This window comes from Pseudomonas oryzihabitans NBRC 102199 (assembly GCF_000730625.1).
Classification (GTDB): Bacteria; Pseudomonadota; Gammaproteobacteria; order Pseudomonadales; family Pseudomonadaceae; genus Chryseomonas; species Chryseomonas oryzihabitans.
On record NZ_BBIT01000009.1, the window covers coordinates 400,053 to 424,599 of the forward strand.

At 66.3% G+C, this 24,547-nt stretch carries 26 protein-coding genes; 10 read left to right on the plus strand and 16 right to left on the minus strand.

Annotated elements, in window-relative coordinates; all coding sequences use genetic code 11:
- Positions 1-5: 5 nt before the first annotated feature.
- From murA to POR01S_RS12230, 7 genes are all read right to left on the minus strand, one after another.
- Positions 6-1,271 (minus strand): UDP-N-acetylglucosamine 1-carboxyvinyltransferase, encoded by a 1,266-nt coding sequence (gene murA / locus POR01S_RS12200; RefSeq protein WP_007159507.1) that lies wholly within the window; start codon positions 1,269-1,271, stop codon positions 6-8.
- A 22-nt stretch (positions 1,272-1,293) separates the two neighbouring features.
- The gene (locus POR01S_RS12205; protein WP_007159508.1) at positions 1,294-1,533 is read right to left on the minus strand and encodes a BolA family protein; all 240 of its coding nucleotides are present in this window, start codon (positions 1,531-1,533) and stop codon (positions 1,294-1,296) included.
- 73 nt (positions 1,534-1,606) lie between these two features.
- On the minus strand, positions 1,607-1,921 hold the full coding sequence (locus POR01S_RS12210; protein ID WP_042136079.1) for an STAS domain-containing protein: 315 nt from the start codon (positions 1,919-1,921) through the stop codon (positions 1,607-1,609).
- Entirely contained in the window at positions 1,918-2,568 is a 651-nt protein-coding gene (locus POR01S_RS12215) for an MlaC/ttg2D family ABC transporter substrate-binding protein (protein ID WP_007159510.1), read from the minus strand. Before POR01S_RS12215 ends, POR01S_RS12210 begins: the two co-directional genes overlap by 4 nt.
- Positions 2,569-2,582: 14 nt before the next feature.
- A complete protein-coding gene (mlaD, locus tag POR01S_RS12220; protein ID WP_007159511.1) occupies positions 2,583-3,059 on the minus strand; it encodes an outer membrane lipid asymmetry maintenance protein MlaD in 477 nt (158 codons plus the stop codon).
- Positions 3,059-3,853 carry a lipid asymmetry maintenance ABC transporter permease subunit MlaE gene (gene mlaE / locus POR01S_RS12225; RefSeq protein ID WP_007159512.1) on the minus strand — a complete coding sequence of 265 codons (795 nt, stop codon included), beginning with the start codon at positions 3,851-3,853 and terminating at the stop codon, positions 3,059-3,061. The genes mlaD and mlaE overlap by 1 nt, the downstream gene beginning before the upstream one ends.
- Complete coding sequence (locus POR01S_RS12230) at positions 3,853-4,662, minus strand: ATP-binding cassette domain-containing protein (RefSeq protein ID WP_027597091.1); 810 nt, start codon at positions 4,660-4,662, stop codon at positions 3,853-3,855. Before POR01S_RS12230 ends, mlaE begins: the two co-directional genes overlap by 1 nt.
- A 204-nt stretch (positions 4,663-4,866) precedes the next feature.
- Here POR01S_RS12230 and POR01S_RS12235 point away from each other — a divergent pair, with 204 nt between their 5' ends.
- From POR01S_RS12235 to POR01S_RS12275, 9 genes are all read left to right on the plus strand, one after another.
- Positions 4,867-5,841, plus strand: coding sequence for a KpsF/GutQ family sugar-phosphate isomerase (locus POR01S_RS12235; protein ID WP_007159514.1), 975 nt, complete (start codon positions 4,867-4,869; stop codon positions 5,839-5,841).
- Positions 5,842-5,925: 84 nt separating this feature from the next.
- A complete protein-coding gene (lptC, locus tag POR01S_RS12240; protein WP_007159515.1) occupies positions 5,926-6,498 on the plus strand; it encodes an LPS export ABC transporter periplasmic protein LptC in 573 nt (190 codons plus the stop codon).
- Positions 6,485-7,027 (plus strand): lipopolysaccharide transport periplasmic protein LptA, encoded by a 543-nt coding sequence (lptA, locus tag POR01S_RS12245; RefSeq protein WP_007159516.1) that lies wholly within the window; start codon positions 6,485-6,487, stop codon positions 7,025-7,027. The genes lptC and lptA overlap by 14 nt, the downstream gene beginning before the upstream one ends.
- Positions 7,024-7,752 carry an LPS export ABC transporter ATP-binding protein gene (lptB, locus tag POR01S_RS12250; RefSeq protein WP_027597094.1) on the plus strand — a complete coding sequence of 243 codons (729 nt, stop codon included), beginning with the start codon at positions 7,024-7,026 and terminating at the stop codon, positions 7,750-7,752. The genes lptA and lptB overlap by 4 nt, the downstream gene beginning before the upstream one ends.
- Before the next feature lie 102 nt (positions 7,753-7,854).
- The gene (locus tag POR01S_RS12255) at positions 7,855-9,354 is read left to right on the plus strand and encodes an RNA polymerase factor sigma-54 (protein ID WP_007159518.1); all 1,500 of its coding nucleotides are present in this window, start codon (positions 7,855-7,857) and stop codon (positions 9,352-9,354) included.
- An 89-nt stretch (positions 9,355-9,443) separates the two neighbouring features.
- Entirely contained in the window at positions 9,444-9,752 is a 309-nt protein-coding gene (hpf, locus tag POR01S_RS12260) for a ribosome hibernation-promoting factor, HPF/YfiA family (RefSeq protein ID WP_007159519.1), read from the plus strand.
- An 18-nt stretch (positions 9,753-9,770) separates the two neighbouring features.
- Positions 9,771-10,235 (plus strand): PTS IIA-like nitrogen regulatory protein PtsN, encoded by a 465-nt coding sequence (gene ptsN / locus POR01S_RS12265; protein WP_007159520.1) that lies wholly within the window; start codon positions 9,771-9,773, stop codon positions 10,233-10,235.
- A 1-nt stretch (position 10,236) separates the two neighbouring features.
- Complete coding sequence (gene rapZ, locus POR01S_RS12270; RefSeq protein WP_007159521.1) at positions 10,237-11,091, plus strand: RNase adapter RapZ; 855 nt, start codon at positions 10,237-10,239, stop codon at positions 11,089-11,091.
- 31 nt (positions 11,092-11,122) lie between these two features.
- Entirely contained in the window at positions 11,123-11,395 is a 273-nt protein-coding gene (locus POR01S_RS12275; RefSeq protein WP_007159522.1) for an HPr family phosphocarrier protein, read from the plus strand.
- 72 nt (positions 11,396-11,467) lie between these two features.
- On the opposite strand, the gene POR01S_RS12280 is transcribed toward POR01S_RS12275, so the two are convergent.
- Together POR01S_RS12280 and pmbA are read right to left on the minus strand one after the other, a co-directional pair.
- Positions 11,468-12,082 carry a superoxide dismutase gene (locus POR01S_RS12280; RefSeq protein WP_007159523.1) on the minus strand — a complete coding sequence of 205 codons (615 nt, stop codon included), beginning with the start codon at positions 12,080-12,082 and terminating at the stop codon, positions 11,468-11,470.
- 223 nt (positions 12,083-12,305) lie between these two features.
- Positions 12,306-13,655: a metalloprotease PmbA gene (gene pmbA / locus POR01S_RS12285; protein ID WP_027602564.1), complete on the minus strand. Its 1,350-nt coding sequence runs from the start codon at positions 13,653-13,655 to the stop codon at positions 12,306-12,308.
- Between the two features lie 92 nt (positions 13,656-13,747).
- Here pmbA and yjgA point away from each other — a divergent pair, with 92 nt between their 5' ends.
- Complete coding sequence (gene yjgA, locus POR01S_RS12290) at positions 13,748-14,272, plus strand: ribosome biogenesis factor YjgA (protein ID WP_007159525.1); 525 nt, start codon at positions 13,748-13,750, stop codon at positions 14,270-14,272.
- A 35-nt stretch (positions 14,273-14,307) separates the two neighbouring features.
- Here yjgA and tldD read toward each other — a convergent pair whose 3' ends face one another.
- The 7 genes from tldD to mreC all read right to left on the minus strand — a co-directional run bounded on the left by tldD (position 14,308) and on the right by mreC (position 24,489).
- A complete protein-coding gene (tldD, locus tag POR01S_RS12295; protein WP_007159526.1) occupies positions 14,308-15,753 on the minus strand; it encodes a metalloprotease TldD in 1,446 nt (481 codons plus the stop codon).
- A 111-nt stretch (positions 15,754-15,864) separates the two neighbouring features.
- Positions 15,865-16,704, minus strand: a complete 840-nt coding sequence (locus POR01S_RS12300; RefSeq protein ID WP_042136083.1) for a carbon-nitrogen hydrolase family protein — start codon at positions 16,702-16,704, stop codon at positions 15,865-15,867.
- A gap of 58 nt (positions 16,705-16,762) precedes the next feature.
- Entirely contained in the window at positions 16,763-20,599 is a 3,837-nt protein-coding gene (locus POR01S_RS12305) for a YhdP family protein (protein ID WP_042136193.1), read from the minus strand.
- Between the two features lie 12 nt (positions 20,600-20,611).
- Complete coding sequence (gene rng, locus POR01S_RS12310) at positions 20,612-22,066, minus strand: ribonuclease G (protein ID WP_007159529.1); 1,455 nt, start codon at positions 22,064-22,066, stop codon at positions 20,612-20,614.
- Positions 22,067-22,121: 55 nt separating this feature from the next.
- Positions 22,122-22,730 (minus strand): Maf family protein, encoded by a 609-nt coding sequence (locus POR01S_RS12315; RefSeq protein WP_042136086.1) that lies wholly within the window; start codon positions 22,728-22,730, stop codon positions 22,122-22,124.
- A gap of 62 nt (positions 22,731-22,792) precedes the next feature.
- Positions 22,793-23,281: a rod shape-determining protein MreD gene (mreD, locus tag POR01S_RS12320; RefSeq protein ID WP_007159531.1), complete on the minus strand. Its 489-nt coding sequence runs from the start codon at positions 23,279-23,281 to the stop codon at positions 22,793-22,795.
- Positions 23,281-24,489: a rod shape-determining protein MreC gene (mreC, locus tag POR01S_RS12325; protein WP_156045023.1), complete on the minus strand. Its 1,209-nt coding sequence runs from the start codon at positions 24,487-24,489 to the stop codon at positions 23,281-23,283. The genes mreD and mreC overlap by 1 nt, the downstream gene beginning before the upstream one ends.
- Between the last annotated feature and the right edge of the window lie 58 nt (positions 24,490-24,547).

Sequence of the window (24,547 nt, forward strand, 5' to 3'; positions counted from 1 at the left end):
GGTCCTTACTTGGGCGTGCGACGGATCTTGGCGCCGAGCAGCTGGAATTTCTCCTCGATGCATTCGTAGCCGCGGTCGATGTGGTAGATGCGATCGATCAGGGTATCGCCTTCGGCCACCAGGGCGGCGATGACCAGGCTCGCCGAGGCGCGCAGGTCGGTCGCCATGACCGGGGCGGCCTTGAGGCTGGGCACGCCGGTGACGATGGCGGCATTGCCTTCGATGGCGATGTTGGCGCCCATGCGCACCATCTCGTGAACGTGCATGAAGCGGTTCTCGAAGATGGTCTCGACCACGGTACCGGTGCCTTCGGCGACGGCGTTCATGGAGATGAACTGGGCCTGCATGTCGGTGGGGAACGCCGGGTAGGGCGCCGTGCGGATGTTGACCGCGCGGGGGCGATTGCCCTTCATGTCCAGCTCGATCCAGTTGCTACCGGTGGCGATGTGGGCACCGGCCTCTTCCAGCTTGGCCAGCACGGCCTCGAGGATGGTCGGATCGGTGTCCTTGAGCTTGACGCGGCCGCGGGTGGCGGCGGCAGCGACCAGGTAGCTGCCGGTCTCGATGCGGTCCGGCAGCACCGAATAGGTGGCGCCACCCAGGCGCTCGACGCCTTCCACGGTGATGGTGTCGGTACCGGCGCCCTGGATGTTGGCACCCATGGCGATCAGGCAGTTGGCCAGGTCGACGACCTCGGGCTCGCGGGCGGCGTTCTGGATGACGCTGCGACCCTTGGCCAGGGTGGCGGCCATCAGCACGTTCTCGGTACCGGTCACGCTGACGGTATCGAAATAGTAGTGGGCGCCGCGCAGGCCGCCGGCCGGCGCCTTGGCTTTGATGTAGCCGCCTTCGACGGTGATTTTGGCGCCCATGGCTTCCAGGCCGCGCAGGTGCAGATCGACCGGCCGCGAACCGATGGCGCAACCGCCGGGCAGGGCGACTTCCGCTTCGCCGAAGCGGGCGACCATCGGGCCCAGCACCAGGATCGAGGCGCGCATGGTCTTGACCAGCTCATAGGGCGCGACCAGAGTCTTGATGCTGGAGGCATCGACCTCGACATTGAGCTTTTCACCGATCACCGGCTGGACGCCCATGCGGCCGAACAGCTCGATCATGGTAGTGATGTCGTGCAGGTGCGGCAGGTTGGCGATGGTCACCGGGGTGTCGGCGAGCAGGGTCGCGGCCAGGATCGGCAGGGCGGAGTTCTTGGCCCCGGAAATGCGAATTTCACCGTTCAGGCTGTTGCCGCCGGTAATGATCAGTTTGTCCATAGCGAGTTCTCGGCGCTGCGAATCAGGCGCGTTCGGCCCAGGCAGCACGGGTGAAGAATTTCATGGTGACAGCGTGAATGCTGCCATCGGCGATCTGCGGCTGGAGATGGGAGTAGACCTGCTGCTGACGCTTGACCGGGCTGAGTGCCTGGAGCTCGTCGCTGATCAGGTAGAGCTGGAAGTTGCAGCCCTCGCCTTCCACTTCGACCTGGGTATCGGCCAGTTTTGCCTCCAGGAGGCTTTTGACTTCTTGGGCCTGCATGGCGGCACCTCGGCAATCTAGTACAGCCGGCGATCATACAAAAAAACCGGCTGTACGGCGACTGCGATGACCGTTACCCGTGCGCGTCTTCCGCCAGGGGCAGCAGGGCAAGGGCATCCGAGACGTCGGCGATCTGCCGCAACTCGGAAGGCAGGCTGGCGATGGTCAGCGGTCGCCCCGCGGCCTGGGCATCGCGCAGCCAGGCCAGCAACAGCGCGAGGCCGGCGCTGTTGGAGCGTTCGACACCGGCGCAATCGAGCACCAGCGGACCACTGCCCTGGCCGATCAGCGCCCTGCCCTGCTCGCGCAGGGTGGGCACATTGGCGTGATCGAGCACGCCCGACAGTTGAAGTCGGGCGCCTTCGCCGATGATGGCGGCGCGACTCACGAACCGACCTTGGCCTTCTGGGCCTCGGGAGAATCCTTGGCCTTGGCCACGGTGCCCGCCCAGTTGTTGATGGTCTTGTCCAGGTCGTTGCCGTTTTCCTGCATCGCCTGGGCGAACTGGTCACGGAACAGCTTGCCGAGGTTCAGGCCATTGATGATGACGTTACGCACCTTCCACTCATTGCCCTGCTTGACCATGCTGTACTGCACCGGGTACACGGCGCCGTTGTTGCCCTTGACCTCCATGCCCACACTGGTGCGGTCGGGACCGTCGGACGGCCCTTCGGGCAGCACCCGGATGCCCTGGTTGTTGTACTCCAGCAGCGCATTGCCATAGAACTGCATCAGGCTGCGCTTGAAGTTTTCCTGGAAGCGCGCCATCTGCTCGGGCGAGGCGCTGCGGCTGTAGCGCACGGTCATGATGCTGCGCGAGATGCCTTCGGCATCCACCACCGGGCCGAGGATGTTGTTGAGCGACTCGTAGAAGGCTTCCGGGCTGCTGCGATACTTGTCGCGGTTGGCCTCAAGGTCGCTGAGCAGGGTGGTGGTGGTCTGCTGGATCACGTCGTGGGCCGAGGGCGCCGCCTGGGACACCAGGGGCAGCAGGGCCAGGATCGCGATCACTCCGTGACGAAGTAGCTTGAGCATGGAAAAGCCTCTCATCATTTATTGGCGGAAGAGTCTTTATTGACCGAATTGAGCAGGAATTTGCCGATCAGGTCTTCGAGAACCAGCGAGGATTGTGTATCTCGAATGGTCGAGCCTTCCTTGAGCACCTGCTCGTCACCGCCCACGCTGATGCCGATGTACTTCTCGCCGAGCAAGCCGGCGGTCAGGATCGAGGCGATGGAGTCGGTCGGCAGGTTGTCCACCTGCTTGTCGATCTGCATGGTGACCCGACCACGGTAGCTGTTGCGGTCGAGATCGATGGCGGTGACCTTGCCGATGGTCACGCCCGACATGGTCACTCGCGATCTCACGGTGAGACCGGCGATGTTGTCGAAATAGGCGTAGACCTTGTAGGTATCGTGATGGTCGCTCATCGTCAGACCGCTTACCCGCAGCGCCAGCAGCAGCAGTGCGAGCACGCCGGCCAGCAGGAAGAGTCCGACACCGATTTCCTGGGTGCGGGTTTGCATCAGAGATCTCCAAACATCAGGGCGGTAAGAATGAAGTCGAGGCCGAGCACGGCAAGCGACGCATAGACGACGGTACGGGTAGTGGCGCGGCCGATGCCTTCGGAGGTGGGCTCGCAGTCATACCCCTGGAAGACGGCGACCCAGGTCACCACGAAGGCGAACACCAGGCTCTTGATCACGCCGTTGAGCACGTCGCTGAGCATCACGCTGTTCTGCATGGTGGCCCAGAAGGAACCGTCATAGACGCCGAGCCAGTCGATGGCGACCATGGCCGCGCCCCAGATGCCCACCACGTTGAACATGGCGGCCAGCAGCGGCATGGAAATGAAGCCGGCCCAGAAACGCGGCGCGACGATGTACTTGAGCGGGTCCACGCCGATCATTTCCAGACTGGACAGCTGCTCGGTGGACTTCATGTTGCCGATCTCGGCGGTCAGGGCGGAGCCTGCCCGGCCGGCGAACAGCAGGGCCGTCACCACCGGGCCGAGTTCACGCAGCAAGGTGAGGGCGACCATCTGCCCCACCGCCTGCTCGGAGCCGTACTTGACCAGGATGTTGTAGCCCTGCAGGGCGATCACCATGCCGATGAAGAAGCCCGACACCACGATGATCGGCAGCGACATCACCCCTACCGAATAGAGTTGCTTGCCCAGCAGCTGCAGACCGCTGCCTACGCCACCGCGACCGAACACCGCCAGCAGCAGGACGATGACCGAGCGGCCGATGGCCGCCACGACATCCAGCCCGGCGCGGCCCAGTCGACGAATCCGCTCCACGGCGGAGACCTTACGCATCAGTGTTTCCCCAGCAAGGCATCGCGCAGATCCGGCGCGGCGAAGTGGAAGGGTACCGGGCCATCGGGGATGCCCTGCATGAACTGGCGAACCCGCGGATCCGGCGATTCGCGCAATTCCTTCGGCGTGCCCTGCCCCAGCACCTTGGTATCGCCCACCACATAGAGGTAGTCGGCGATGCTGGCGGTCTCGGCCAGGTCGTGGGAAACCACGATGCTGGTCAGTCCCAGCGCCTGGTTGAGCAGACGGATGAGGCGCACCAGCACGCCCATGGCGATGGGGTCCTGGCCGACGAAGGGCTCGTCGTACATGAGGATCTGCGGATCCAGGGCGATGGCCCGCGCCAGGGCGACCCGGCGCTTCATCCCACCCGACAGTTCATCCGGCATCAGTTCGATGGCGCCGCGCAGTCCCACTGCCTGCAGCTTGAGCAGGACGATGTCACGGATCATCTCCTCGGGCAGCTTGGTGTGCACACGCAAGGGAAAGGCCACGTTCTCGAAGACATCGAGATCGGTGAACAGCGCGCCGCTCTGGAACAGCACGCCCATCTGCCGGCGCATCTCGAACAGCTCGCCGCGGGACAGCTGCGGCAGGTTGGCGCCATTGACCCAGATCTCGCCACTGCTCGGTCGCAACTGGGCGGCGATGAGGCGCAACAGGGTGGTCTTGCCACTGCCGGACGGTCCCATGATCCCGGTGACCTTGCCCCGCGGGATGCGGATATCGACCCGGTCGTAGATCAGACGCGTGCCGCGCTTGAAGGAAACGCCCTTCAGCTCCACGGCGTACGGGCTATCGACGGTCATCAGGACTCCTAAGGTTCAACTCTGTGCAGGGAGACGCCGCTCCGCCGCTTCAGGGCACGCGACACTCGCGTTCGGCGGCCCCGGCAAAAGGGCGGCACTATAGCATTCGTTGCCGATGAGACTCCTGAGCCACGGGCGGCGTTGCTGAGTGTCGCGGCTTTGCGCATATAATTTCCGATTGTCCCGTCACCTGCCTTCTGACCCATGTCCGACTCAATAGATTTCATCGCCTCCGCCAAGCGCACCATAGATGTAGAGCGAGCGGCAGTGGCCGCCCTGGGCGAACGCATCGACGACAGCTTCGCCGCTGCCTGTCGCCGGCTGCTGGCCTGCCGCGGGCGCATCGTGGTCCTGGGCATGGGCAAATCCGGGCATGTCGGCAACAAGATCGCCGCGACCCTGGCCAGCACCGGCAGCCCGGCCTTCTTCGTGCACCCGGCGGAAGCCAGCCATGGCGACATGGGCATGATCACCCGCGATGACGTCATCATCGCCATCTCCCAATCGGGCACCTCCAGCGAGATCCTGACCCTGCTGCCGCTGATCAAGCGCCTGGGCGTCCCGCTGATCAGCTTTGCCGGCAATCCCGCCTCGCCCCTGGCCAAGGCCGCGGACGTCAATCTGGACACCAGCGTCGCCACCGAGGCCTGCCCGCTCAATCTGGCACCCACCTCCTCCACCACCGTCGCCCTGGTACTGGGCGATGCCCTGGCCATCGCGCTGCTCGAGGCGCGCGGCTTCACCGCCGAGGATTTCGCCTTTTCCCACCCGGGTGGCGCCCTCGGCCGGCGCCTGCTGCTCAAGGTGGAGAACGTCATGCATGCCGGCGCCGACCTGCCGCAGGTCGGCGAGGACACCCTGGTCTCCGACGCCCTGCTGGAGATGTCGCGCAAGGGCCTGGGCATGACCAGCGTGCTGGCCGCCGATGGCCGTCTCGCCGGCATCTTCACCGACGGCGACCTGCGTCGCGCCCTGGATCGTGGCATCGACGTGCGCACCACGGCGATCGCAACCGTGATGACCCGCGGCGGTCGAACCGCCAGGGCGCAGATGCTCGCCGCCGAGGCGCTGAAGATCATGGAGGAGCACAAGATCAACGCCCTGGTGGTGATCGATGACGAGCGCCGCCCGATCGGCGCCCTCAACATGGGTGACCTGCTACGCGCCGGGGTGCTGTAGGCCGGGTTATACTGCTCGACTAAATGCGCCGACATCTCGTGTTCAACCCGCCGCCCCCTGGTGCGGCCCACCACAGGTACCCTCATGTTTCGCAGCTTGCGCCGCCCCGTGCTGTTGGTCCTGATCGCCGCCGCGCTCATCGCGATCGGCTACTGGAACATCCTGCCGCAGCGCTTCGTCGATGCCCCGGCCTCGTCGACCCCGCAAGACAGCGCCATCGACGGCTATGCCCTCAATACCCGGACGATTCAGTATCGCCTGGACGGCAAGATCCAGTACGAACTCAAGGCCGAGCGCAGCGAACACGTCAAGGCGACCGACGTCACCCTGGTGACCCGCCCCGACATGCTGGCCTTTCGCGGTACCGACTATCCCTGGCACATTCGCAGTGCCCGCGCCGAGGTCGCCCCCGGTGGCAGTCAGGCGGAGCTGATCGATGACGTGCGCGTCGAGCGTACCGATGAGAAAGGCCGCCCGGTGGTGTTGACCACCACCCGCATGACCGTCTTTCCTGACAAACAATATGCGCAAACCGAGCAAGCCGTTAGAATCGAGGCCGCCAATGGGGTGACCACGGCCAATGGCATGAAAGCGTATCTAGAAGACGGCAGAATGCTCCTGCTGTCCAACGTAAGAGGCCAGCATGAGGTTCGTTAAAACCCTCCCCTTCCTGTTCACCCTCGGCGCCACCTTTGGCAGTGCCGCGGCTTGGGCCCTGCCGACCGATCGCACCCAGCCGATCCGCGTGCAGGCCGATAGCGCCGAGCTCGATGACAAGCAGGGCGTGGCCGTGTACCGCGGAGACGTGGTCATCACCCAGGGCAGCATGAAGATCACCGGCAACACGGTGACCCTGACCCAGGACAACCAGGGCAACATCAAGGTCGCCACCGCAGTGGGCAAACCGGCCTACTACGAGCAGAAGCCCTCGGCGGACAAGGACATCGTCAAGGCCTATGGTCTGACGATCCAGTATTTCGCCCAGGAAAATCGCATCATCCTGATCGATCAGGCCAAGGTGGTCCAACAGGGCAACACCTTCGAAGGCGAGAAGATCGTCTACGACACCCAGCGCCAGATCGTCAACGCCGGGCGTGCCAACGGCAGCAAGGTCACCACGCCGCGGCCGCGGATCGACATGGTCATCCAGCCCAAGGATCAGCAGCAGTCGGGGCAGGGACAATGACGGTTACGCTCAAAGCCCAGCATCTGGCCAAGAGCTACAAGGGTCGTCAGGTCGTTCGCGACGTCAGCGTCAGCATCGACAGCGGGCAGATCGTCGGCCTGCTCGGTCCGAACGGCGCCGGCAAGACCACCTGCTTCTACATGATCGTCGGCCTGGTCAAGGCCGATCAGGGTCGCGTGCTGATCGACGACCAGGACGTCACCGCCCTGCCCATGCATGGCCGTGCCCGTGCCGGGATCGGCTACCTGCCCCAGGAAGCCTCGATCTTTCGCAAGCTGACCGTGGCCGACAACATCCTCGGCATCCTGGAAACCCGCAAGGACCTAGACAAGGCCGGCCGCCTACGCGAACTGGAGAGCCTGCTGCAGGAATTCCACATCACCCACATCCGCGACAACCGCGGCATGAGCCTGTCGGGTGGCGAGCGGCGCCGTGTCGAGATCGCCCGCGCCCTGGCCACCGCGCCCAAGTTCATCCTGCTGGACGAACCCTTCGCCGGCGTGGACCCCATCTCGGTGGGCGACATCAAGCAGATCATTCGTCACCTCAAGGCCAAGGGCATCGGTGTCCTCATCACCGACCACAATGTCCGGGAAACCCTGACCATCTGCGAGACGGCCTATATCGTCAACGATGGCCAGCTCATCGCCGAGGGTACCGCCGAGGAAGTCCTCGCCAACGAGCTGGTGAAGGAAGTCTATCTGGGCCACGAATTCCGCCTCTAGGCAAACCCGGGGAAACAAGGCATATAATTTGCTAACGCTCGCAGGGTTCGCGAGGTTCGGTGGCGCTGTTCGCGTCGGTAGACAAGGTGTATTTCCGCAGCCATGAAACCATCGCTAGTCCTCAAGATGGGCCAGCAGCTGACGATGACGCCGCAGCTGCAACAAGCCATACGTCTGCTCCAGCTCTCGACGCTCGACCTGCAGCAGGAGATCCAGGAAGCCCTGGAATCCAATCCGATGCTGGAACGCCAGGAAGAAGGTGAAGACTTCGACCAGAGCGACGCCTCGGGCGAAGGCGACGAGCTGGCGAATCCCGGCGGTACCGAAATCAACTTCAAGGAAACCTCGGTCGCCACCAACGAGATGGCCGACGAGTCCGAGTGGAGCGAACGCATCCCCAGCGACAGTGAGCTGCCGGTGGATACCGCCTGGGAAGACATCTACCAGACCAGCGCCAGCAGCCTGCCCAGCAACGACGACGACGAGTGGGACTTCACCACCCGCACCTCGGCCGGCGAAAGCCTGCAGACCCACCTGCTCTGGCAGCTCAACCTGGCGCCCATGTCGGATCTCGACCGCCTGATCGCCCTGGCGATCATCGACGGCATCGACACCGATGGCTATCTGCAGGAAAGCCTGGAAGACATCCATGCCTCTCTCGATCCCGAGCTGGAAGTCGATCTCGACGAAGTCGAGGTGGTGCTCCGACGCGTCCAGCAATTCGAGCCGGCCGGCGTCGCCGCGCGCAATCTGCGCGAGTGCCTGCTGATCCAGCTGGCCCAGCTGCCGGCTAACCTCCCCCTGCTCGGCGAGGCCAAGCGCCTGGTGGGCGACTACCTGGATCTGCTCGGCAGTCGCGACTATGCGCAGCTGATGCGCCGCATGAAGATCAAGGAAGACGAACTCAAGCCCGTCATCGAACTGATCCAGACCCTGCACCCGCGCCCCGGCTCGCAGATCGAGTCCGGCGAGGCCGAATACGTGGTACCGGACGTCATCGTGCGCAAGCACAACGAGCGCTGGCTGGTGGAGCTCAACCAGGAAGCCGTGCCGCGCCTGCGGGTCAATCCCCAGTACGCCGGCTTCGTCAAGCGCGCCGACAGCAGCGCCGACAACACCTACATGCGCAACCAGCTGCAGGAAGCGCGCTGGTTCATCAAGAGCTTGCAAAGCCGCAACGAGACCCTGATGAAGGTGGCGACCCAGATCGTCGAGCACCAGCGGGGCTTTCTCGAATACGGTGAAGAGGCCATGAAGCCGCTGGTCCTGCACGACATCGCCGAGGCGGTGGGCATGCACGAGTCGACCATCTCCCGGGTGACCACCCAGAAGTTCATGCACACCCCGCGTGGCATCTACGAACTCAAGTACTTCTTCTCCAGCCACGTCAGCACCGCCGAGGGGGGCGAATGTTCCTCCACCGCGATCCGCGCGATCATCAAGAAATTGGTGGCGGCGGAAAACGCGAAAAAGCCGTTGAGTGACAGCAAGATCGCTGGTTTACTGGAATCGCAAGGTATACAAGTCGCTCGTCGCACGGTGGCTAAGTATCGGGAATCCCTGGGTATCGCTCCGTCCAGCGAACGCAAGCGTCTCATCTGACGCGTCCTGATGTGACCGTGCCTCGATCGACCCTTGTCATGTCGGCGAGCAGCTTCGCCGATCGTAGCCCGGCAATAAGGAGAAGCGGTATGCAAGTCAACATCAGTGGCCATCAGCTTGAAGTGACAGAAGCCCTGCGTGACTACATCGGCGAGAAACTCGCCCGCCTCGAACGGCACTTCGACCGTATTACCAACGTCCAGGTGATCCTGGAAGTGGACAAGCTCAAGCAGAAAGCCGAAGCCACCCTGCACGTCGCCGGCGCCGCAGTGGTCGCCAATGCCGAGCACGACGACATGTATGCCGCCATTGATCTCCTGGCCGACAAGCTCGACCGCCAACTGATTAAACACAAGGAAAAATCGATCGAACGCCAGCAGGGCGTCGGCGTCCGCTGAGGTTTCGATCGCCGCTTTATGATCAGACTCGAAAACATCCTGACCCCCGGCCGCACCCAGACGGGTGCGCCGGGCGGCAGCAAAGCCGCTGTACTGGAACGCATCGCCGAGCTGGCCGCGCAGGAACTGCCCGGCCACGACGCCGCGCACATCCACGAATGCCTGATGGCGCGCGAGCGTTTGGGCTCCACTGGTTTCGGCAATGGCATCGCCATTCCCCACTGCCGCCTGGCGGGTCTGCAGCAACCGCTGTGTGTGCTCTTCCACCTGCAGCAACCAGTGGACTTCGATTCCCTCGACGGCGCGCCGGTAGACCTGGTGTTCGTCCTGCTGGTCCCGGAAGCCGCCACCGAACAGCACCTCACCCTGCTGCGCCAGATCGCCGGCATCCTGGATCGCGCCGACATCCGCGAGCGGCTGCGCAAGGCCAAGGATAGCCAGGCGCTCTATCAGATCGTCGTCGAGGCCCAGAGCGGACACTGACATGCACCTCATCATCGTGAGCGGACGTTCCGGGTCGGGCAAGAGTACGGCGCTCAACGTGCTTGAGGACAATGGCTTCTATTGCATCGACAACCTGCCGGCCAGTCTGCTGCCCGATCTGGCCCAGCATGCCCTGACCGACATGGAGCGGCCCCAGCCCAAGGTCGCCCTGTCCATCGATGCACGCAATCTGCCCAGCCAGTTGCAACGCTTTCCCGAATTGCTCGAACAGGTGCGCAGCCGCAACATCCGCTGCGACATCCTCTACCTGGACGCCGATGACCAGACGCTGCTCAAGCGCTTTTCCGAGACGCGTCGCCGGCATCCGCTGTCCAACCAGGAAAGATCCCTGGCCGAGGCCATTCACGACGAGCAGGTGCTGCTGTCGCCCATCGCCGACCTCTCCGACCTGAAGATCGACACCACCCACCTGAATCTCTATCAGCTGCGCGACATCCTCAAGTTGCGCCTGCTGAACGCCCCCGAACCCGGCACCGCCTATCTGGTGGAGTCCTTCGGCTTCAAGCGGGGCCTGCCGGTGGACGCGGACATGGTGTTCGACGTGCGCTTTCTGCCCAATCCCTACTGGAAACCGGACCTGCGCGACTTTTCCGGACTGGATGCCCCGGTGCGGGACTATCTCGAGCAACAGCCCGAGGTAGAGACCCTGTACAATGACATCCGCGATTACCTGGTGAAGTGGTTGCCGCGTTTTGCCGCCAACAACAGGTCCTATGTGACCGTGGCCATTGGTTGTACCGGTGGTCATCACCGCTCGGTCTATCTGGCCGATCGCCTGGGTCGCGAACTCAAGAACCTGCTCAAGAACGTCCAGATCCGTCACCGCGATCTCTGACGCCCGTTTTGTTTCGACAAGGACAGACTCAATGCCTGCCCAACAGATCACCATCATCAACAAGCTGGGCCTGCACGCCCGTGCGGCGGCCAAATTCGTCGGCGTGGCCGGCCGCTATCCCGCCAGCGTCCGCGTCGGCCGCAGTGGCGAATCGCCGGTCGATGGCAAGAGCATCATGGCGGTCATGATGCTGGCCGCCGGCAAGGGCACGGTCCTGCAGCTGGAAACCGAGGGTGAGCAGAGCGACGAGGCCATGCGCGCCCTGGTCGAGCTGATCAACAACTACTTCGACGAGGGCGAGTGACAGGCCCCCTGCGCCAGTCGCAGCTCCGATAAAAAAAGCCGCCCGAGGGCGGCTTTTTCATTGGGCGTCGACTCAGGCGTTCAGCGCCGCTTCGTAGCGACGGGACACTTCCGGCCAGTTGATGACGTTGAAGAAGGCACCGATGTACTCGGGACGACGGTTCTGGTAGCGCAGGTAGTAGGCGTGCTCCCAGACGTCCAGGCCGAGGATCGGGGTGTTGCCGGTCATCAGCGGGCTGTCCTGGTTGCCGGTGCTCTCGACCACCAGCTTCTTCTCGGGGGTGACGCTCAGCCAGGCCCAGCCGCTGCCGAAGCGGGTCAGGGCAGCCTTGGTGAAGGCTTCCTTGAAGGCGTCGAAGCCGCCCAGCTGGGACTCGATGGCTTCGGCCAGGGCGCCTTCGGGCTTGCCGCCGGCATTGGGGGCCATCACGGTCCAGAACAGGCTGTGGTTGGCATGGCCGCCACCGTTGTTCTGCACGGCGCCGCGCTTGTCTTGGGGCAGCTTGTCCAGCTGGCGAACCACGTCTTCGGCGGACAGGTTGGCGAACTCGGTGCCTTCCAGCGCCGCGTTCAGGTTGTTGATGTAGGTCTGGTGGTGCTTGGTATGGTGGATTTCCATGGTCTGGGCATCGACGTGCGGTTCCAGCGCGTCGTAGGCGTAGGGCAGCTGAGGCAGAGTATGCGGCATGCGGATTGTCTCCATGGTGGCTTTGGTATGGACCCACCGCCCTTGGGCGATGGGGTGTACGGCTGGTGCGCCACGGCGCACCGTCTGAAGCCTTGGCCGTCCGGTCAGCGGATTCGACCGCACGGCTATGTCCTAGTGCATTGCTAGGATACTAACGAGTAACGGGGTGGGCTGTCTCCCGTTCGACAGGATTTTCCTCATCGCAACGGCTTCCACCGCCCTTCTAGCTGCCCGCCAGGGTCATGCCATCGATCAGGACCGAACCGGTGCGCAGACTGCCGCGGCGTTCCACGTCGCTGCCCACCGCCAGGATCTGGCGGAACATGTCGCCCAGCCGCCCGGCGATGGTGACCTCCTGGACCGGAAACTGGATCTCGCCATTCTCGATCCAGAAGCCGCCGGCGCCCCGGGAATAGTCACCGGTGACCAGGTTGGTGCCCTGCCCCATCATTTCCGTGACCAAAAAGCCCGTGCCCATCTGCCGGATCAGCTCGGCCTGGTCGGCCGTGCCATGGCTGACGTGCAGGTTGTGCACGCCGCCGGCATTGGCGGTGCTTTGCAGGCCCAGCTTGCGCGCGGAATAGCTGCCGAGCACATAGGACACCAGTTGGCCGTTCTCGACGAAGGGCTTGGCGTAGGTGGCCAGGCCTTCGCCGTCGAAGGCGGCGCTGCCCAAGGCGCGTGGCAGGTGCGGCCGCTCGTCCAGGGTCAGCCAGTCGGGAAACACCTGCTGGCCCAGGGCGCCTTCGAGGAAGGACGACTTGCGATAGAGGTTGCCGCCGGAAATGGCGGCGAGAAAGGTACCGAACAGGCCGGCGGCCATTTCCGGCGAAAACAGCACCGGGACCTTGGCGGTGGGCACCGGCCTGGCCCCCAGGCGACTCACGGCGCGCTCGGCGGCGCGGCGACCGATCTCCTCGGGGCTCATCAGCTCGTGGCCGATCCGATTGACGTCGTAGTAGTAGTCGCGCTGCATGGCCTCGCCGCTGCCGGCGATCATCACGCAGCTCAGGCTGTGCCGGGTGCTGGCATAGCCGCCGACGAAGCCGTGGCTGTTGCCGTACACCCGGCAGCTCTGGTGGGTGTTGAGGGTAGTGCCGTCGGCATTGCCGATGCGGCTGTCGGCGGCGTAGGCCGCGGCTTCGCAGGCCAGTGCCTGCTCGATGGCCTGCTCGGGGGTGATGTCCCAGGGATGATAGAGGTCGAGATCGGGCAGTTCGCCGTGCGCCATCAGTTCGGCGTCGGCCAGACCCGCGCAGGGATCCTCGGAGGTGTGCTTGGCGATGGCCAGGGCCGCGGCCACGGTTTCGCGGATCGCCTCGGGACCGGTGGCGGAGGTGCTGGCCGAGCCCTTGCGCTGACCGGCATAGAGGGTGATGCCGAAGCCCTGGTCGCGATTGAATTCGACGGTTTCCACCTCGCCCTTGCGGACCGAGGTGGACAGACCCTGGTCGACCGAGACGGCCACTTCACCGGCACTGGCGCCCTGGCGCCGGGCCTCGGCCAGGATGGCCTCGACCTGTTCGCGCAATTCGGGGAGCGCAGCGGGACCCACGGCGGCGTTGCGATTCATGACGTTCTCCTTACGGACGGCGCCGGCCAGGCCGGACAACCGTGCGGCAACTCGTTATGATGGCGCCCATTCTTAGCTGGACCCCATAGTTCATGGTTGATTCTTACGACGACGACGCGCCGCTGGGCGAAAAGAGCAAGACACAGGTCAAGCGCGAGCTGCATGCGCTGCAGGATCTGGGCGAACGCCTGGCCGGGCTGCCGGCCGAGCAGCTGGACCGCCTGCCGCTGACCGATCCACTGCGCAAGGCCCTGGCCGAGGCGCCCAAGCACAAGACGCACATCGCGCGCAAAAGGCATGTCCAGTACCTGGGCAAGCTGATGCGCGACCAGGACCTGGAAGCCATCCTGGTGCTGGTCGACCAGATGGACACCTCGACACGGCAGTACAACGAGCGCTTCCACGCCCTGGAGCGCTGGCGCGACCGGCTGATCGCCGAAGGCGACCAGGCGTTGGAGGCCTTCGTGGCGCTTTACCCGGAGACCGACCGCCAGCACCTGCGCGGCCTGGTGCGGCATGCCCAGCACGAAGCGGCGCACAACAAGCCGCCGGCGGCGGCGCGCAAGGTCTTCAAGTACATCCGCACCCTCGACGAAACCCAGCGCGGTCTGCGCTAGGTTTCCGTCCGCGATGGCCACGGCCGGTGCCCGCATCAGGCGCCAGTGCCGCCCACGGTGATGGCATCGATCTTCAGCGTCGGCTGCCCCACACCCACCGGCAGTGACTGGCCGTCCTTGCCACAGGTCCCTACCCCCGCATCCAGCGCCAGGTCGTTGCCGACCATGGACACCCGGTTCATGACCTCGGGGCCGTTGCCGATCAGGGTGGCGCCCTTCACCGGGCGACCGAGCTTGCCGTTCTCGATGAGGTAGGCCTCGTTGGTGGTGAAGACGAACTTCCCGCTGGTGATGTCCACCTGACCGCCGCCCAGGCTGGCGCAATAGATGCCCTTCTCCACCGAGGCGATGATCTCGGCCGGATCGCTCTGGCCGGCCAGCATGTAGGTGTTGGTCATGCGCGGCATCGGCAGATGGGCATAGGATTCACGGCGGCCATTGCCGGTGGGCGCCACGCCCATCAGCCGGGCATTGAGCTTGTCCTGCATGTAGCCCTTGAGGATGCCGTTCTCAATCAGCACGTTGTAGCCGCTGGGCGTGCCCTCGTCGTCGATGGATAGCGAGCCGCGGCGATCCGGCAGGGTGCCGTCGTCGACGATGGTGCACAGCGAGGACGCCACCTGGCGACCGAGCTGGCCGCTGTAGTTGGAGCTGCCCTTGCGGTTGAAATCGCCTTCCAGGCCATGGCCGACCGCCTCGTGCAGCAGCACGCCGGACCAGCCGGCGCCCAGCACCACCGGCAGGGTGCCCGCCGGGGCCGCGGTGGCTTCGAGGTTGACCAGCGCCTGGCGCACCGCCTCGCGGGCGTAGCCCAGGGCACGGTCATCACGCTGGAAATAACGGTAGTCGCAGCGACCGCCGCCGCCGCTGTTGCCGCGCTCGCGGCGGCCGTTCTGCTCGACGATGACGCTGACGCCCAGGCGCACCAGTGGGCGCACATCAGCTGCCAGGGTGCCGTCGACCGCGGCCACCAGGGTGCGCTCCCAGACCCCGGCCAGGCTGATGGTGACCTGCTGGATACGCGGATCCAGGGCACGGGTCGCCTCGTCCAGCTGCTTCAGGAAGGCGACCTTAGTGGCGCGATCCAGCACGTCCAGCGGATTGTCCTGGCCATAGAGACGCTGCGCCGGCTCCACCGCGCGAAACGCCTGGACCTGACCCTCGGCGCCGCTGCGGGAAATGGACCGCGCGGCCTGGGCGGCCAGATCCAGGGCCTCGCCGGTGATGGCGTTGCTGTAGGCGAAGCCGGTCTTCTCGCCGGACAGTGCGCGCACGCCAACGCCCTGGTCGAGGTGGAAGCCGCCTTCCTTGACGATGCCGTCTTCCAGCAGCCAGGACTCGGAGACGATGCTCTGGAAATACAGGTCGGCGGCGTCGATGCCGGGACCGGCCAGCCGCTGCAGCACGGGTTGCAGATCGTCCACCGCAAGTCCGCCGGGACCCAGCAGGGCCGAGCCGACGCTATTCAGGTAATCACTCATGGAAACTCCAGACGACGCCACAATGGACGTCGGAACGATGAAAGGGTCGCGACCTGGCCTCTAGCCTACTCGCGGAAGTCTCGGTGCCCTGATGCAAAAGACCAATGGCGGTCATTGCCGTTCGGCCAGGCGCGCCGGCAGGAAGCGGCGGTGCCGGGTCACCGGCATCCGCTGACGCAACGCCGCCTGGCGCTCGGCATCGCGCTCGATGAGCAGCACCGCCTCGCCGCTGGCCTGGACGGCGAGCACCTCGCCCCAGGGATCCACCGCCATGGCGTGCCCCCAGGTGCTGCGGCCATTGGCATGGACCCCGCCCTGGGCGGCGCCCAGCAGATAACTCTGGGTCTCCACCGCCCGGGCGCGCAGCAGCAGCTCCCAGTGGGCCTGGCCGGTGGGCACGGTAAAGGCCGAGGGCGCGCTGATCAGCTCCGCCCCGGCAGCGCGCAGGGCGCCGTAGAGTTCGGGAAAGCGCAGGTCGTAGCAGACGCTCAGGCCCAGGCGGCCGACCGGGGTGTCCACCACCGTGAGGGTCTCGCCGGCGGCATAGTGGTCGGATTCGCGATAGCTGCCCTGGCTGTCGCTGACGTCGGCATCGAAGAGGTGCAGCTTGTCGTAGCGGGCGACGCGGCGGCCCTGGTCGTCATACAGCAGCGAACAGGCGCAGGGCTTGCCCTCGGTGGCGCCGTCGGGCAGCAGCGGCAGGGTCCCGGCGAGCAGCCAGAGCCCCAGCTCGCGCGCCCGGCTGGACAGCCAGGGCAGGATCTCGCCCTGACCGAGCGCCTCGGCCCGCGCCAGCTCGGCGGGCGCCGGATGGCCGATGGCGACGAAGTTTTCCGGCAGCACCGCCAGGCGCGCGCCCGCCCCGGCAGCGCGTTCGAGCAGGCGCTCGGCGGCGCGCAGATTGGCCGTCACCACGGGGCCGCTGACCATCTGCAGGATGGCTATGGACATGCAGGCACTCCAGAAGGGAGCGTCCATCCTAAGCAGCGGGGCGGTCGCAGGGCAATGCTCAATCGCGCTTGCCCGTGGTCATGGTCGGATTCTGCCAGGGGCCTTCGATGTGATAGTTGATGCTGGCCATGCGGGTGATGCGATCACCGATCAGCCGATCGACGATAAACAGCGCGCCCCCGATGGCCGGGGCCCCGGCGATCAGCGCGGCCAGCGGCAGGGAGTTGCTGACCGGCAGTCCGACCTTGAGGTTGGCATCGACCCGGTTGCTGGCCATGTCCAGCAGGCCCTGCAGACTCATCTCGGCACCCGGCCCGCTGAGGCTGATGGGCTTGCGGGTGCGGAAGGCGCCCTGCTGGGCATCGAGCACGCCGGTGATGCTGTCGTAGCTCAGGCCCTTGCCGAACAGATCGGAGAAATCCAGTCGCAGGCGGCGGCGGATGGATTCGAAGTTGAGCAGGCCGAAGATGCGCAGCGCCGAGGCCGTGCCCTCCACCTGGCGCAGCTGGCCGTCGTTGAAGCGGGCATCGAGGCTGCCATTGAGGCGGGCCAGGGCGACATAGGCCGGCGAGCCGGGCCAGTCGACCCGGGCATCCAGGCGGAAATCGCGACTGGTGACGCTGGAGGCGAAATTCCAGCCCAGCAGGATATCGGCGATGTTGCCGCCCGCGAGACGCCCCTGGTAGTAGCTGTGGGTCGCCCCCGGCGCCCCTTCCCAGCGCAGGGCGCCCTGCACCTTGAGGCCGCGCAGGTCGAGATCCAGGGCGTTGAAATTGGCGCCTGACGGCGAGGGCCTGAGCTGCAGGCGCTGGGCGCCGACCAGCCGGCCGCCCAGCTCCAGACGGTCGATGGCCAGATTCAGCGCCGGCAGGGCGCGCGGATCGACGTCGGCCAGGGGATCGGGACGCGGCGCAGCGCTTTCCACCGAGGGATCCGCCGGCGTCTGGGGAATGCGCAGGTGCTGCAGGTTGATGTCGATCGGCTGGCCGGTCTGGCGCGGAATGCGTACCTGGCCGGCGATGGTCTGACTGGCCAGGCCGAGTTGCCAGGCATTGCCCTGGGGTTCATAGGTGAGGCGCAGGTTGTCGATCTGCTGACCGAACGCCAGGAAGCGCCCGAAGCCGAGATCGCCCCGCCCGAGGCTGGAGATGTCCAGGGTGTTGCCACCGCCCTGCCCTGCGCCAGCACTGCCACCGCCACTGGCCTTGCCATAGCGCTGATAGACGTCCTGCCAGGCCGCCAGGTCGAATTCCGCCAGTTGGCCGCGCAGGTCGTAGCCGGCGGCCGTGGGCAGATTGGCGGTGCCGCCGCCCAGCACGATCTCGCCGCGGCCCTTGGCGATGGCCTTGGGGTCGAGCATCAGCACGGCATCCGCGAGGCCCTTGTAGGTCGCCTCCACCCGCCGCTCGCCGTCGTTGAGCGCCAGGCTGAAGAAGCCTTCGCGTGGCTCGTCGGCCTTCTTGCCGAAGGGGGCCGGCAGGTCGACGATCACTCCGCGCAGATCCGAGGTGACCGCCAGCTCACTGTGCTCGGCCAGGATCAGACCGAGGCGATAGCCGAGCAGGCCGCGCGCCGGGATGGGTCGGCCTTCGCTGCCCAGCCAGCGTGCCAGCTGGTCGACGTCGACGCGGCCATCCACCACCAGCCGGGTGCGGGGATCGTCGGGCTTGCCTTCGGCCAGGGCCTGACCGCGGATCGGCTGGTCGAAGACCCGCGCCTGGATGTCGGGGGCGCTGAGGCCGCTGCGGGTGTCGTAGCGAAAGCTGCCGCGCAGGTCGGTGAGGGTCAGCTGGGGATCGGCCAATTCCAGACGCGCCTTGTCCGGTGTCAGCTCGACCACCACCACCGGTGGCTGCCCCTTGGCCAGGGGAATGTCCAGATTCAGGCTGCTGTTGGCGAGCGCACCCTCGCCCTTCCAGCCGGCGAACACCTTGGCGGTCGGCAACGGCGTGTCCTGGAGGATCTTCAAGCCATCGCGCACGCTGCTGTCGAGTCGCGCGCCGAGCCGCAGGTGCGGCGCGCTGCCATCGTGCAGCAGCGGGATGCGCGCCTCGACGTCCCGGACCCGGGTGTCGAGGATGCGTCCCTCGGGGACCTGCACCTTGACCCCGTCGCTTTCGATGAAGACATCGCCGCGGGCCTCGCGCAGGGCGGGCCAGCCGGGCTGATAGGCCAGTTGGGCGTCGTGCACCCGGAAGAACAGACTCATGGTGCGCGAATGCGCCGGCGAGCCGTGGCGCAGCGAGCCCTGGTACTGGTAGATCCCCTCGTCGATGCGACCGCCGACGATGGCGGTGGTCAGCCACTGGGCCAGCTCCGGACTGAAATCCGTGGCCGGCAGCTTGGTCGGCAGGTACTTGCGGGTGTAGCTGGCGTCGCCATCCTTGAGGCCGACGCGCAGGTCCATGTAGCTGTCCACCTCCGGATGCAGGCCAAGCTGGATATGCATGTCGCCACTGGCGGCGCCTTCCGGCCCGGTGACCTGCATCAGGGCACTGCCCAGGGTGAAGCGCTGGTCGTCGAGACTCCAGGTCAGCCGTGCCCTGGCGGTGCGATAGCGCCAGGGTTCGGGAAAGAGATCGCTCAGGTGCAGCATGAAATCGGTAGTGTCCAGGCGCAGCTCGCCGCCGCCCAGGCTGCCGCTCAGGCTGCCGGTAACGCCCTCGGCGGCCGGCGCGCCGTGGTAGGCGGTGAAGCCCACCCGCTCCAGGTTGGCCGCATAGGAAAGGCGCTCGCGCAACGGCTTCTGCGGATAGAAGTCGGCGTTGAGATTGCGCAACTGGCCATGGGGCGCCAGGGCCTGGAGCGCCTGGGCGACCGGCGCCGGCAGGGGCGCCAGATCCCGCGCCAGCCGGGCAGCCTGCCTGAGATCCAGCTGGTCGCCGCGCACCTGCAGGTGCTGGGCGGCGCTGTCATAGCCCAGGCCATAGCGGGCCTCCAGCGGCTTGCCATCGAGCTGGGCCTTGAGCGCCAGGGACCCCTGGTACTGGCTGGCGTCGCCGGCCTGCTGGTCGGCGTCCAGGGTCAGGGCCTGCAGGCGCACCTGAGGATGATCGGCATAGGCGAGCGTCAGGTCATCCGCCTTCAGCCGCAGGTGGGAACGCTGCAGCCGCCCTTCGCCCCAGGCGAACCACAGCTCGCCTTCCGCCTGGGCACGCCGCAGTTGCCACTGCCGGGTCAGAGCCGCCGGCACCCAGCGGGACCAGTCGCTGGCGGGCAGGCTGAGATAGCCTTCGAGGGTGCTGGCGCGCCAGTCCTCGGGACGGGGCGTGGCGGTGAAGTGCGCCGCGACCGTGCCGCCATCGGGCAGCCGGAATCGGGTCGCCAGTTCCAGGGCGCCACCGAGCTGCCGGGACAGGCTGGCCTCGGCGTACCTCAGGGTCACCGGCGAACCCTGCTGGGGAATCAGGCTGAGCTGGCTGTCCAGCAGACTGGCATGGCCCAGACGCGCCAGGCCATCGAGCAGCGGACCCGGATCGAAGGGCTTGGCCTCCGGTGGCCGGGGCGGCAGGCCGCGCAGTTGCCAGTGCCCCTGAGGGTCTTCCTGCAACACCAGATGGACGCCATCGACCTGCACGGACTTGAGTCGCAGCTGGCGGTGCCAGAGGCTGCCGAAGACATCCGGCACCACCTGGAGATGATCCAGCTGCACCGTGCCTTCGCCGCGACCCAGGGACAGGTCGCGCAGGATCAGCACCGGATTCCAGCGGGCCCAGCGCCCTTCGAGCCGGCCCAGGCGCACCGGTTCGCCGAGCGCCGCCGCGGCGCGCGCCTCGACCTCGTTGCGGTATTCGCCGACCCAGGGCATGAGCAGCCGACCCAGGCCCAGGTAGAGCGTCACCAGAACGAGCGCCAGCAGCGCCAGACCCAGCGCGCCGCGTTTGAGCAAGGCCATCAAGACGCGGACCTAGAGCAGCACGACATCGTACTGCTCCTGGGAATACATGGTCTCCACCTGGAATTTGACGGTGCGGCCGATGAAGGCTTCGAGGTCGGCGACGTTGCCCGACTCCTCGTCCAGCAGTCGATCCACCACTTTCTGGTTGGCCAGCACCAGATAGGAATTGGCCTGGTAGGCCCGCGCCTCGCGCAGGATCTCGCGGAAGATCTCGTAGCAGATGGTTTCCGCGGTGCGCAGGATGCCGCGGCCCTGGCAGTTGGCGCAGGGCTCGCAGAGGACCTGGGACAGGCTCTCGCGGGTGCGCTTGCGGGTCATCTGCAGCAGGCCCAGTTCGGTGATGCCGATGATGTTGGTCTTGGCATGGTCGCGTTCGAGCTGCTTTTCCAGGGTGCGGATCACCTGGCGCTGGTGCTCTTCGTCTTCCATGTCGATGAAGTCGATGATGATGATGCCGCCGAGATTGCGCAGCCGCAGCTGGCGGGCGATGGCGGTGGCCGCCTCCAGATTGGTCTTGAAGATGGTCTCTTCCAGATTGCGATGGCCGACGAAGGCGCCGGTGTTGACGTCGATGGTGGTCATCGCCTCAGTGGGATCGATCACCAGATAGCCCCCGGACTTGAGCAGCACCTTGCGCTCCAGGGCCTTCTGGATCTCGTCTTCCACGCCATAGAGGTCGAAGATCGGCCGCTCCCCTGGATAGTGCTCCAGCCGCGCCGCCACCTCGGGCATCAGCTCTTCGACGAACTGGCCGATGCGCTGGAAATTCTCGCGACTGTCGACGCGGATCTTTTCCGTGCGCGGCCCGACCAGATCGCGCAGGGCGCGCAGGGCCAGGGTCAGGTCTTCGTAGATGGGCACCGGCGTCGGCCCTTGGAGATTGCCGGAGATCTGCTGCCAGAGGCGCCGCAGGTAGCGGATGTCGGCGAGGATGTCTTCTTCGCGCGCCGCCTCGGCAGCGGTGCGCAGGATGAAGCCGCCCTCGTGCTCGATGCCCTCGCTCTCCACGCAGCGCGCCATGATCGCCTTGAGCCGCTCGCGCTCGGCTTCGTCCTCGATCTTCAGCGAGATGCCGACGTGGGAGGTGCGCGGCATATAGACCAGGTAGCGCGAGGGGATCGACAGATGGGTGGTGAGGCGGGCGCCCTTGGTGCCTATGGGGTCCTTGGTGACCTGGACCACCAGCGTCTGGCCTTCGCGCACCAGGGCGTTGATGCTTTCCACCGCCGCGCCTTCGCGCTGAGAGATCTCGGCGGCATGGATGAAGGCCGCGCGGGCCAGGCCGATGTCGACGAAGGCCGCCTGCATGCCCGGCAGCACCCGCACCACCCGCCCGCGATAGATGTTGCCGACGATGCCGCGCCTGAGGGTGCGCTCGACGTGCACCTCCTGCAGCACACCGTTTTCCACGACGGCGACACGGGACTCCATGGGAGTGATGTTGATGAGGATCTCTTCGCTCATGGAGGACTCTTGGACGACGTGAAAGGGCGGAAGGGAGGCCGAGGCGCCGGGCGCCTCAGGACTGGGCGGTCGGCCGTCCGACAGACCGCCAACAAGGGATGGCGAAAGCGCTCAGCAGTTCCGCGGTCTCGCACAGCGGCAGCCCTACGACGGCGCTGTAGCTGCCGTGCAGGCTGCGCACGAAGACTGCGCCGGCGCCCTGGATGGCGTAGCTGCCGGCCTTGTCGGCCGGCTCGCCGGTGTCCCAGTAGCGCTCGGCCTCACCGGGCGCCAGGGGGCGGAATTCCACCTCGGCGGACACCACGCGACTCAGGCAGCGCTCGCCATCGGCAACGGCGACGCCGGTCACCACCCGATGCCGGCGCCCGCTGAGCGCCGCGAGCATGGCCAGGGCGTCGGCGCGATCCCGGGGCTTGCCGAGCAGCCGGTCATCGAGCACCACGCAGGTGTCGGCGCCCAGCACGCAGCCACTGGAGGCACCGGCCAGCACCTGCCAGCCCATGGCCGCCTTGGCCCGCGCCAGGCGCTCGACATAGGCGTCTGCGGCTTCCCCCGGGTGCGGGGTTTCGTCCACGGTTGCGGCGACCTTGTGGAAGCCCACGCCGATCTGTTCGAGCAGTTCGGCGCGGCGGGGCGAAGCGGAGGCAAGGTAGAGCTGGGGCATCGACAACAACCAGACGACAGGGGATGACGGGAGAATGCCAGCCTGTCGCAGGTGAAACCAGCTTAGTTGACGCCGAATCTGAGGCGCAGCCCGCGGAGCAGCAGATAGATCCACGGCCAGAGCAGCGCACTGACCAGCGAGGGCGTGAGAAACACCAGGGTCGGCGGCCGGCTGCCGGCCAGGGCGTTGAGCCACAGCGCCAGCAGCTGGGCGATGCCATAGACCACCAGCAGCACGAAGCTCTGCTGCCAGATCGGAAAGGCCCGCAGCCGCTGCGCCAGGGAACGCACGAGAAAGACCACCAGGCTCAGCACCAGGGCGGTCTGGCCGAGCAGACTGCCGTAGAGCACGTCTTCGGCGATGCCCATCACCCAGGCGGTGAGCAGGCCGACGCGGTGCGGCAGGGTCAGGGTCCAGAAGGTCAGCAGCATGGCCAGCCACAGCGGCCGGCCGATCTCCATGAACTCGGGCATGGGCACCACGGACAGCAGCAACCCGACCAACAGGGTGAGCCAGATCACCCACCCGTTGTGGCCGATGCGCAGCGCCATCAACGATCACCCTCGTCGGGCAATTCCGGCGCGGGTTGCTGGAGCCGGCGCTGCGACTGGCTAGCGCCTGGTGCCGGCTGAGCGGGCGTGGCAGTCGCGCCCTGGGCCGCCGGCCTGGCCGGCGTCGCCGGATGCGCCGCACTGCCGTTGGCGGGCGGCTTGGTCGGCGTGGCGGGATGAGCCGAACCACCGCCCTGCCCCGCCGGTGGCTTGGTCGGGGTCGCGCTGCGACTGCCGCTGCTGGCCGCAGGCGCCGGGGTGGCGTTGGCGGCCGCCGGTTGAGCGGCCGAGGCGCCGGCCGGCGGCGGATTCGCCGGGGCAGCAGGGCGCTGGGCCGCGTGGCGATCGGCGGCTTCCTGGGCCTCGGCGGCGTCATTGGCGCGCTGTTCGGGCGTGCGGGTGTCGCTGAACACCAACAGCATGTAGCGACTGCGATTGAGCTTGGCGGTGGGAATGGCGCGCACCACGGCGAAGGGTTGCCCCGAGTCGTGGATCACCTTGGACACGGTCGCCACCGGGTAGCCGGCCGGGAAGCGCTGCCCCAGGCCGGAACTCACCAGCAGGTCGCCTTCCTTGATGTCGGCAGTGTCGGCCACATAGCGCAATTCTAGGCGCTCGGGATTGCCGGTGCCCACGGCGATGGCGCGCAGGCCGTTGCGATTGACCTGCACCGGAATGCTGTGGGTCACGTCGGTGAGCAGCAGTACGCGCGCCGAATAGGGCATCACCTCCACCACCTGCCCCATGAGGCCGCTGGCGTCGAGCACCGGCTGGCCGACGAAGACGCCGTCCTTCGCGCCCTTGTCGATGATGATGCGATGGGTATAGGGATTGGGGTCGACGCCGATCAGCTCGCCGACCAGCACCTTGTCGTCCACCAGGGCGGCGGAATTGAGCAGCTCGCGCAGGCGCACGTTCTGTTCGGTGAGGGCGGCGAGTTTCTGCAGACGGCGCTGCAGCAGCAGCTGCTCGGCCTTGAGTCGCTCGTTTTCCGCCATCAGCTCGGTGCGGCTGGAAAACTGATCGCTGACGCCTTCCCAGGCGCGCAGGGGAAAGCCCGCCACCTCATAGAGGGGCGAGAGAACCAGCGCCAGTTCGCTGCGTACCGGTTTCAGGTAGTCGAAGCGCGCGTCGGTGACCATGACACCCACCGAAAGGGCGGCCAGGATCAGCAGACGAATGCCCAGCGCCGGGCTTTTGCTGAAAATCGGCTTGATGGTGAGTTCCTCGCAGAACGCGCCCGGCGCTCCGGCCGCCAGGGGCAGC

Bases quoted from the DNA above. Each gene is read 5' to 3' on its own strand.
- murA (WP_007159507.1), bottom strand. From the start codon at position 1,271: ATGGACAAACTGATCATTACCGGCGGCAACAGCCTGAACGGTGAAATT.
- POR01S_RS12205 (WP_007159508.1), bottom strand. From the start codon at position 1,533: ATGCAGGCCCAAGAAGTCAAAAGCCTCCTGGAGGCAAAACTGGCCGAT.
- POR01S_RS12215 (WP_007159510.1), bottom strand. From the start codon at position 2,568: ATGCTCAAGCTACTTCGTCACGGAGTGATCGCGATCCTGGCCCTGCTG.
- mlaD (WP_007159511.1), bottom strand. From the start codon at position 3,059: ATGCAAACCCGCACCCAGGAAATCGGTGTCGGACTCTTCCTGCTGGCC.
- mlaE (WP_007159512.1), bottom strand. From the start codon at position 3,853: ATGCGTAAGGTCTCCGCCGTGGAGCGGATTCGTCGACTGGGCCGCGCC.
- POR01S_RS12230 (WP_027597091.1), bottom strand. From the start codon at position 4,662: ATGACCGTCGATAGCCCGTACGCCGTGGAGCTGAAGGGCGTTTCCTTC.
- POR01S_RS12235 (WP_007159514.1), top strand. From the start codon at position 4,867: ATGTCCGACTCAATAGATTTCATCGCCTCCGCCAAGCGCACCATAGAT.
- lptC (WP_007159515.1), top strand. From the start codon at position 5,926: ATGTTTCGCAGCTTGCGCCGCCCCGTGCTGTTGGTCCTGATCGCCGCC.
- lptA (WP_007159516.1), top strand. From the start codon at position 6,485: ATGAGGTTCGTTAAAACCCTCCCCTTCCTGTTCACCCTCGGCGCCACC.
- lptB (WP_027597094.1), top strand. From the start codon at position 7,024: ATGACGGTTACGCTCAAAGCCCAGCATCTGGCCAAGAGCTACAAGGGT.
- POR01S_RS12255 (WP_007159518.1), top strand. From the start codon at position 7,855: ATGAAACCATCGCTAGTCCTCAAGATGGGCCAGCAGCTGACGATGACG.
- hpf (WP_007159519.1), top strand. From the start codon at position 9,444: ATGCAAGTCAACATCAGTGGCCATCAGCTTGAAGTGACAGAAGCCCTG.
- ptsN (WP_007159520.1), top strand. From the start codon at position 9,771: ATGATCAGACTCGAAAACATCCTGACCCCCGGCCGCACCCAGACGGGT.
- rapZ (WP_007159521.1), top strand. From the start codon at position 10,237: ATGCACCTCATCATCGTGAGCGGACGTTCCGGGTCGGGCAAGAGTACG.
- POR01S_RS12275 (WP_007159522.1), top strand. From the start codon at position 11,123: ATGCCTGCCCAACAGATCACCATCATCAACAAGCTGGGCCTGCACGCC.
- POR01S_RS12280 (WP_007159523.1), bottom strand. From the start codon at position 12,082: ATGCCGCATACTCTGCCTCAGCTGCCCTACGCCTACGACGCGCTGGAA.
- pmbA (WP_027602564.1), bottom strand. From the start codon at position 13,655: ATGAATCGCAACGCCGCCGTGGGTCCCGCTGCGCTCCCCGAATTGCGC.
- yjgA (WP_007159525.1), top strand. From the start codon at position 13,748: ATGGTTGATTCTTACGACGACGACGCGCCGCTGGGCGAAAAGAGCAAG.
- tldD (WP_007159526.1), bottom strand. From the start codon at position 15,753: ATGAGTGATTACCTGAATAGCGTCGGCTCGGCCCTGCTGGGTCCCGGC.
- POR01S_RS12300 (WP_042136083.1), bottom strand. From the start codon at position 16,704: ATGTCCATAGCCATCCTGCAGATGGTCAGCGGCCCCGTGGTGACGGCC.
- POR01S_RS12305 (WP_042136193.1), bottom strand. From the start codon at position 20,599: ATGGCCTTGCTCAAACGCGGCGCGCTGGGTCTGGCGCTGCTGGCGCTC.
- rng (WP_007159529.1), bottom strand. From the start codon at position 22,066: ATGAGCGAAGAGATCCTCATCAACATCACTCCCATGGAGTCCCGTGTC.
- POR01S_RS12315 (WP_042136086.1), bottom strand. From the start codon at position 22,730: ATGCCCCAGCTCTACCTTGCCTCCGCTTCGCCCCGCCGCGCCGAACTG.
- mreD (WP_007159531.1), bottom strand. From the start codon at position 23,281: ATGGCGCTGCGCATCGGCCACAACGGGTGGGTGATCTGGCTCACCCTG.